The organism is Sporosarcina limicola (genome assembly GCF_014873855.1).
Lineage (GTDB): Bacteria > Bacillota > Bacilli > Bacillales_A > Planococcaceae > Sporosarcina > Sporosarcina limicola.
The window spans coordinates 1-7,651 of sequence record NZ_JADBEL010000055.1 but is presented as its reverse complement, the minus strand read 5'-3'; the positions used below and the strand labels follow the sequence as shown (position 1 = coordinate 7,651).

7 protein-coding genes are annotated in these 7,651 nt (G+C 37.8%); 1 reads left to right on the top strand and 6 read right to left on the bottom strand.

Annotated elements, in window-relative coordinates; all coding sequences use genetic code 11:
- Nucleotides 1-306: 306 nt before the first annotated feature.
- Nucleotides 307-732: a DUF3995 domain-containing protein gene (locus H4683_RS20810; protein WP_225942279.1), complete on the top strand. Its 426-nt coding sequence runs from the start codon at nucleotides 307-309 to the stop codon at nucleotides 730-732.
- Nucleotides 733-861: 129 nt separating this feature from the next.
- Here the strand turns inward: H4683_RS20810 and H4683_RS20805 are convergent, their stop codons facing one another.
- The 6 genes from H4683_RS20805 to H4683_RS20780 all read right to left on the bottom strand — a co-directional run bounded on the left by H4683_RS20805 (nucleotide 862) and on the right by H4683_RS20780 (nucleotide 7,557).
- Entirely contained in the window at nucleotides 862-1,596 is a 735-nt protein-coding gene (locus H4683_RS20805) for an ABC transporter permease (protein WP_192600736.1), read from the bottom strand.
- The gene (locus tag H4683_RS20800; RefSeq protein ID WP_192600737.1) at nucleotides 1,597-2,307 is read right to left on the bottom strand and encodes an ABC transporter permease; all 711 of its coding nucleotides are present in this window, start codon (nucleotides 2,305-2,307) and stop codon (nucleotides 1,597-1,599) included.
- Entirely contained in the window at nucleotides 2,307-3,221 is a 915-nt protein-coding gene (locus tag H4683_RS20795) for an ABC transporter ATP-binding protein (protein ID WP_192600735.1), read from the bottom strand. Before H4683_RS20795 ends, H4683_RS20800 begins: the two co-directional genes overlap by 1 nt.
- A gap of 177 nt (nucleotides 3,222-3,398) precedes the next feature.
- Nucleotides 3,399-4,058: a peroxiredoxin-like family protein gene (locus H4683_RS20790; RefSeq protein WP_192600734.1), complete on the bottom strand. Its 660-nt coding sequence runs from the start codon at nucleotides 4,056-4,058 to the stop codon at nucleotides 3,399-3,401.
- A 76-nt stretch (nucleotides 4,059-4,134) separates the two neighbouring features.
- Complete coding sequence (locus tag H4683_RS20785; protein WP_192600733.1) at nucleotides 4,135-4,827, bottom strand: Crp/Fnr family transcriptional regulator; 693 nt, start codon at nucleotides 4,825-4,827, stop codon at nucleotides 4,135-4,137.
- A 438-nt stretch (nucleotides 4,828-5,265) separates the two neighbouring features.
- The gene (locus H4683_RS20780; protein ID WP_192600732.1) at nucleotides 5,266-7,557 is read right to left on the bottom strand and encodes a S9 family peptidase; all 2,292 of its coding nucleotides are present in this window, start codon (nucleotides 7,555-7,557) and stop codon (nucleotides 5,266-5,268) included.
- Between the last annotated feature and the right edge of the window lie 94 nt (nucleotides 7,558-7,651).

Below are 7,651 nucleotides of genomic sequence, written 5' to 3'. Positions count from 1 at the left end.
CCAATACGAACATTTGATATACTTCGTGCGAAACGACTAACGGTTTCATTATCAACACCTCAATCATGGATAGTAAGGAAAAAAACCCTTCTATCTCGATTATTGTGGTGATTCCGAAAAGTCAAGAGTACTTCGGACTATTTGAGGGGTAATGCGAGATTTATAATTACCAGTTCATATTATTTGAAATGAAAAATCCCCCTATCAAAGGTAAGAGGAACAAAAAATATCGGTTCAGTAAAAGCTATGAGCCGTCTAGCTCGGCGAATGCCGAGAGTCTATTAAGTAAAGAGTAGGAGGATTAAAATGGTGACGATAATAACTATCTTAGCTGCATGTATCTTGTTTCTTATTAGCTTGCTTCACGTTTTTTGGGCATTTGGTGGGACATGGGGGAAGAATGTTGTTCTCCCTGAAGAACAAGGTAATCGTGCATTTTCACCTAGTGTTGGTGGGACATTGCTCGTGGCTTTATTGCTAAGCATGGCAGGAGGAATCCTCCTCATTGAAGCCAATCACATTTCATTACCAGAAAAGTACTTGATTGTACAAATAGGGGCTTGGGTTTGTGCTGTCGTTTTTGCTCTCAGGGTGCTCGGTGATTTTAATTATTTCGGGATAGGTAAGAAAAAAAGAAACACGAAATTCTCCAAGATGGATACATATCTTTATATCCCACTTTGTGCATTTTTATCAGTTGCCTTTATAGTAGCCATAAATTGTGGAGGGTGAAAAACGAATCATAAAATCAGCATCATCGGCTGGTGCTGGTAGTATGATTGCGTCCAATGCTTCACAAGCACTTGAACCATTATAAATAAACGAACAAAGCGTACACGAATGAGTTCGTGTACGCTTTGTTCATATTTCCTTCCTCATAAAATAAACAAGCCCAGAGCCTAGAAACAGTATAAGACTCCCGAAAATCACGATGAATAGCGTTTCAGACGAAACATTTAATGCCCCAAAGCTATCGGATGAATTAGGCATCATCATTAAAAAGGGTTGTGCCCATGGATAGTAAGGGACGAAACTTTCAGAGTTAACAATCATCATATTGGGTATCGTAAAAATGACATTGACTGCAAGGGGTGCTGCGAAACTCGACCATGCGACGGATACAAACATTTGTAAAGCGATTAATGGTAAGCAGGCAATCCATCCTCCGATGACACTTGTGGAAATGGTGCCCCAAGGAATGTCAGCCGGATAGCCTTTCATCCAACCAATAAAGAACAGGCCGGTGATAAATAAAATTTGCGTTACCGCAATTAGAAGACTAACAATAAGGATTTTCACGAGATAAACATTTCGTCTGGAAACGGGTAAGGACAATAGTTGCTTCCATCCACCACCAACATGCTCATATCGACAAATAAAGCTCGAAAAGATCCCCGTTAATAACGGTAGAAAAAGAATCGCATGGCTAATCGTCATAATACCAAGCGTAGCAGTCCATTGGTGTTGTCCAAGCTCTTCTATTTCACTTAATTCACTCAATCCAAGTAACAGCGATAAAATCGGACTCACAAAAATGAGTAGCCAAATCGAGGACTTACGTAATTTTAGAAATTCGGACCGAAATAATCTCCCCATTTATTTCACATCCCTTCGATTAAAATCTATGAGGCTCATAAAATAGAGAAGGATTCCTGTTACGAGACCGGCCAAAACTGAATAGATTGGCTTATCCCAGTCATTTAGTAACAGTGGCCATTTCAACGGAACCCAATCGGGAAAATTCATCGAATACATCGATACAATGGCCCCAATAATTCCAAGCGTTAATGGAATGGCTTGGTTTTTTATTGTGATTGCAAGCCAGGTTTGCACTGCTATAAAAGGCAGGGAAGCGAGGCATGGAAAAAAACACATTTTGAATAAATAAAGAAATGGAATGTTAGTTCCAAACTTCAGTAGAAGACCAAGTAAAACGGTGCCGCTTGCTAATAACAAACAAGATAGGAAAAGGAGCAGAACTGACAACAAAAATTTACCCGTAAACACCTTCGTTTTTGAAATTGGCAATGCAAGTAGCTGTTTCCAAGCATTTGTTTGATGTTCAATATTGGCAATCATGGATGTAAGTATCGTTAATCCAATGAGAATCGTAGGAATAGACAACATGGCAACTTCGCCAATCAACCCTCTCCATAAATCATCCTTGTAGACGCCTGTGAGCCAATCATAACGTATCCCAAAGTTGACGGCCTCCAAGCCAATGACCCCAATTGGACCAAGGAAGACGAGAAACAGAATCATTTTTCGTCTGATTTTAATGAATTCAGAGGCCATTACCCGCATCATCACAATCCACCCTCCTTGCCAGTCAGCTCCAAAAAGATCTCTTCCAACGATTTTCTTTCTTCTTCCACTCTGTAAATGGAATAGTCGTTTTGAACGAGGGATTTCACAATTTCAGCGACTTTTTCATCTGAACCATTTTCAATGAAAAGATTATTTTGACTGAGATCCGTTGTATACCCATGTGTTAACAACGTCTTCCAAGCCGACTCGACATCATTAACTGTCAACTTAATCTTGCTCGTAGATTGCGCTCTTAATGTTGAAATGGAATCTTGAAAAATCATTCTACCTTTCGAAATAATGCCTACCTGTGTCGCCATCTGGTCAATTTCTGAAAGCAAGTGGCTTGATACAACAATCGTTATTCCATGCTCCTTTGGCATACTTTTGATAAGTTCCCGAATTTCGATAATCCCAGATGGATCGAGTCCGTTCGTCGGCTCATCTAAAATGAGCAATTCTGGATTGCCAAGCAAAGCAGTCGCAATTCCGAGTCGCTGTTTCATACCTAAAGAAAATCCCTTTACGGGCCGTTTGGCATCATTCGTCAGACGAACGATCGACAGCACTTCATCAATTCTGGATTTGGGTACGTCCAATAAAATACGTACTGCTTCCAAATTCTCATAAGCTGATAAATGCCCATAGTAAGAAGGGTATTCGACAAGTGAACCAACCTTTTTCAGGATGGCAAGCTTTTCTTTTCTTATATCTTTACCGAAAATCTGAATCGAACCCTTCGTTGGTCGAGCAAGTCCTAAGAGCATTCGAATCGTCGTTGTTTTTCCTGCTCCATTGGGTCCTAGAAAGCCATAAATCTCACCCTTTTTCACTTTCAAATCCACATGGTCAACTACTTTTCTTGAACCGAATTTCTTCGTTAACCTACTTGTTTCAATAATAAAATCGCTCATTTTCCTCACCTCACTTACTATCCTATCGCTCGAAGGTTAAAACGGTAGGGGGGTGAAGTTTAAGTTTTGTTTAAAAATAAATAGAGTAGGTGCATGAATTTATTCATGCGCCTACTCTATTTTATATGGTACAGATCGACGATGCCTACTAGCGTTGCATATAATCAGAATATCCTCTTAAAGTGATTGAAGAATGTGCAACACCTCACTAGGCTCCATGCGTTTTTTATAGTCTGCATCAACATTTGCTGAACGGATGAATCCTGCTTTATCAATAACATACGTGGCTGGCACTGGAATTTCCCAAGAATTATCACCGTTAAATTTATCGAGTGAAATATCTAGCGATCTGTAGATAGCATGTACATATTCAGGTAATTTAAATTTAAGATTATATTTTTCTGCTGTTTGATTTTGCAAATCGCTTAAAACATGGAAACCTAACTCGTTCTGCTCTTGTATAAATATAGAATGATCAGGGGTTTGCGGGCTCACAGCAATCAATTGGCCCCCAGCTGCCTTAATGTCGCTATTTATTCGCTGGTATGCTTTCAACTCCAAGTTACAGAATGGGCACCATATGCCGCGGTAAAATATAAGAACAACAGGACCTTTCGCAGTTTCTTCAGATAAAGTTACTTTTTGGCCTGCTGAATCTACTAAAGTGAAGTCGGGCGCCTTAGTACCAGCTAGTAAACCTTTACCGGAATCGGATACGTGGAGATCCTGAATCGATTTTTCGAATGCATTCAGCACTTCCTTTGGGAGCATCTCTTCCATTTGTACAGTAGCTGCCTTTAACTCGCTTTGCAATTTTTGAACTGGTGTTTTTTCCATTACGTCATCTCCATATCGTCTATTTTGTCAGTAATTATACGATACAATCTTTTCTTGAAGAAAGATGTAATGTTGTTTACAACTCATTAGTCATATTTCTTTCCCAAAGTTTTTCTTGAGAGATGTAGATTGTTTTAAACCCCATCTTAATGACATTTTTTTTAACAAGTTCGTGTAAGGCCCCAGTTACAGCTTCTCTGGTTGCCCCCACCAAATTGGCGATTTCCTGATGAGAAAGGGGGAAATCGATTCTGTAAAAATTAGTAGTACTCGTAAGTCCAAACTGGTCAGACAGCTTCAATAGAGCATATAAAACTTTGTCATGTAGATTTCCAAGAGCTAAATTCTGCGTTAATTGACTAATACCGATAATACGATCACTCAATACTTTCAATAATGTCATCATAAATCGAGGCCGCTGAATTAAAAAATCTTCAAATCTTTCCTTATTCATCAAACAAATGTGGCTATCCTCTATCGTTTCGATATAATTATCGCGTGTACCAAATGAAATAAAATCCATTTCGCCAAAAACATTACCTTCATTGAGAATATCCGATGTAAATTGCTTACCCTTGGCATTGAGCTTATACAGGCGTACTTTCCCCTTTTTGATAAAATAAAGTCCCTGAGAAAAAGTTTCCGGAGTTTGAATAAACATATTTTTCGGGATAATTGTTATTGAAGTCAATTGATCCATTTCTATTAAGTCTTCCATAGATAGCGAATCAAGCAGATTGAATTGTGATAGGTATTGAATTTTATCCATTTCTCCTCCTCATAGTCTGAGCCATACAAAGCGATAATATAATTTCACATCTGTTGATTAACCGACTATTACCAATAAAAACATAGAAAAAAGACACTCATTCTGATGCGATGTAAAGCGACAAAACCAACATCGGTGTCAGGAAAGGTGTCCTTAGGAAAGGATTGAACTGCATCCTTCCTGTATAAAACAGTTTAACACAATTTCAAAGCTTTTATCCAACCTTATAACAACCGAAGAATTGATCGCTCTTGTAGAAAGGCATCAGTACGTAGACATTGTACGAGAATTTCATGTGCCAGAATCTGAAATAAATCGATATTAATTTAGAATATAGCACCATTCACTTACTTGCTTGGGAAATTTATAGAATTAATCAAAATCTATAATTAAAAGAAAAAGACAAGAGCACTTGAGTGCATCTTGTCTTTAGTATTTTTATTTCAGATGATTATCTAAGAACTTAATCATCGCATTGTAGAATTCAATTCGATTTTCCTCGTTATGGAAGCCATGACCTTCATTTTCTTTGAGCATGTATTCCACATCAATACCCCTTGCTCTTAATGCTTCGACAATTTGGTCAGATTCAGCTTTGTTAACACGCGGATCATTTGCACCTTGAGCAACAAATAAAGGTGTTTTAATCTTATCCACATGGAAGACAGGTGAGACTGCTTCGAGAAGTTCTTTATCTTCTATTGGATGGCCCACTTTTTTATAGAGATCATTTCGCATTGTTTCCCAATAGGGAGGTATTGTTTCTAATAAAGTGAAAATATTAGAGACACCAACATAATCCACAGCCGCTGCATATAAATCTGGCGTAAATGTGATTCCAGCTAATGTCGCATAACCACCGAATGATGCACCGTAAATTCCAATACGTTCAGAATCCGCGATTCCTTGGTCGATTGCCCACTGTACCCCATCGGTAATATCATCTTGAATCTTTAATCCCCATTGTTTATTACCAGCATCGAGAAATTCCTTTCCATAACCAGCTGAGGATCTAAAGTTTACTTGAAGTACAGCATAACCTCGATTTGCAAGAAGTTGAACTTCTGGATTGAAGCCCCACATATCTCGTGACCAAGGTCCTCCATGCGGATTCACAATTAACGGTAAATTTTCTGGCTTTTTATTTTTCGGAAGTGTTAAATAGCCATGAATTGTTAAACCATCTCTACTTTTATAAGAGATTGGGTGCATATCTGCTAAATTATCTGGTTCTAGCCATGAACTTAAATCAGCTAATTTCTCCAGTTCATCAGTTGTAGAATCATAATAATAATAATAGGTTCCATACATTTTATCGTTTGATACACCTACGACAAATTTTGTCATTTCTTTTTTGTAGTCTTGGATCATAAGTTCACTTTCAGAGACATTTAACTTTTCTATTAAATGATTGAAAAGTTGTTCGAATTCTTTGTCGAAAAATGAATAATGCACTTTATCCGTAATATATAAACTGTATAACATTTTATCTTGACTTGAATCGTATACAGCACCCATTACATCCACTTGAGGATTAGAATAGATGACCTCTTCGTTCGCTTTTAAGTCAAGTTTCACTAATTCAACTTTATCACGATCCTTATTCGACAAAGCGTAAATCGATTGATTGTCTTTAGAGAAGGCAATCGGTGAAACGGAATCACCAGCTTTAGTGTTGATGAAAGGTTTAAAATCTTCCTCTTCCGTATCTCGATATAACACAGTACTTTCGATTCCATCACTTTCTACCGCAATCCTAATCTTTCCATCTTGATCCGCAAGCCAGCTTACAATGTTTCCGGGATTTTTGGCTACATGCGTTGTAACACCCGTCTTGATATTCAACTTATAAACATCAAAAACTGTTGGATTTTCTTTATTCATCATAATGAGAATTTCATCTTTTACATCTTGTAATCCACTGACGAGTTGTACCGTTACTTTAGGATAAGGCGTTAGATCTTTTTCTTCCTGACCATTAAAGCTCGAAGAATAAATATGGAAGTTTTCATCTCCGCCATTGTCTTTTACATATAAGATTTGATTGTCTTTCCAGAAAGAGCCTGCAATATCTCGATCTTTGGAACTTGTCACCCGTACAGGTTCACTATCATCGTTCATTTTCTTTACAAAGACGTTAGAACGACTTTCCCATGCAGAAGTGTATGAAATATAATTACCATCTGGAGAGAGCTGATAGCCAAAATCACCCGGATTCTTCATGAAATCTTCTACTGAAATCTCTTTAACTCCTGTGTCATCATTATCTTTAAATGCAACTTTTTTATAATTAACAAAAATTGTCGCAAGATCATCGGTTGTCACAGTTTCATTCACTTGAAAATTAGCTTTAACAAGACCATGTCTCTTTGCAGATTCCAAATAATCAGTTACACTTTTTTCGTCTTTTTCTATCCCAAGTGCTCTAATTAAAACACGTGCAATTTCGCCGCCAGCAATGGGTTCTTTAAGATTTTCCAATTCACCTTTTTGCACCCACTGTTTAACAACTTGTGCTCTCATTTCTTCTGAAGCATGTTCATATGATAATGCAGTCAACGCATAGTCAATAAAATCTTGTGTGGACATTTTAGACTTATTGTTGGCTACCTCTGAAACGATTCCTTTGCTTTCATTTGCCGTACGATGCGTGTCATTGGCTAAAGCAGAAAACGGATAGGATGCGAAAAGAATCGCTGTTAGTGCTGACAATAAAAACTTTTTACTCATATTTAATTTCCAAAAGCGTGGTCTAAATCCACCGTCTTTAGACGGTATACGCTTTTAGCCTTGTTTTTATCTGTCCATACTCAAGATAAGAGGT